The organism is Endozoicomonas arenosclerae, assembly GCF_001562015.1.
Classification (GTDB): Bacteria; Pseudomonadota; Gammaproteobacteria; order Pseudomonadales; family Endozoicomonadaceae; genus Endozoicomonas_A; species Endozoicomonas_A arenosclerae.
Map to the genome: position 1 here is coordinate 1 of NZ_LASA01000046.1, position 732 is coordinate 732.

Genomic DNA, 732 nt, shown 5'->3' on the forward strand with positions numbered 1-732 from the left:
CTCCTAAACCCTATGTATTCAGGTAAAGGATACTCACTTACGTGAGTGGGTTTCCCCATTCGGACATTCCTGGATCAGGGCCTGTTTATCGGCTCCCCAAGACTTTTCGCAGATTACCACGTCCTTCATCGCCTCTGACTGCCAAGGCATCCACCGTGTACGCTTAGTCACTTGACCATATAACCCAAAGCGATCTAATAAATTAGATAACCAAGAAGTTACAGAATCATATAACTACCTTTAACGATCTTATTCAGTCCTTCCGAAGAAGTCTGAATCGCCATACACATTAGCAATGATCTTTCGATCATATACTTGAGAGTGTCTCAGCAAGAATCTCATTAAACGACCGATTAATAATAAATTAATAATCAGCTGCTTAAATCAACTCAGCTTAATTTAAGTTTGGATTCCACATTGTTAAAGAGCAAAAACACAAAACAGCATCAAGATGCTGTTTTGTATCAAACAATTCGTGTGAACGCTTATGGAAGGTCAGTCTTCGTTTAAGGAGGTGATCCAGCCCCAGGTTCCCCTAGGGCTACCTTGTTACGACTTCACCCCAGTCATGAATCACTCCGTGGTGACCGCTCTCCCGAAGGTTAAGCTAGCCACTTCTGGAGCAACCCACTCCCATGGTGTGACGGGCGGTGTGTACAAGGCCCGGGAACGTATTCACCGTGACATTCTGATTCACGATTACTAGCGATTCCGACTTCATGGAGTCGAGTT

General features: G+C 44.3%; 2 rRNA genes. Both read right to left on the reverse strand.

Features of this window, described 5'->3' with window-relative positions:
- Positions 1 to 177, reverse strand: a 23S ribosomal RNA gene (locus WG89_RS03065); the annotation flags it as partial.
- A gap of 330 nt (positions 178 to 507) precedes the next feature.
- Positions 508 to 732, reverse strand: a 16S ribosomal RNA gene (locus WG89_RS03070); the annotation flags it as partial.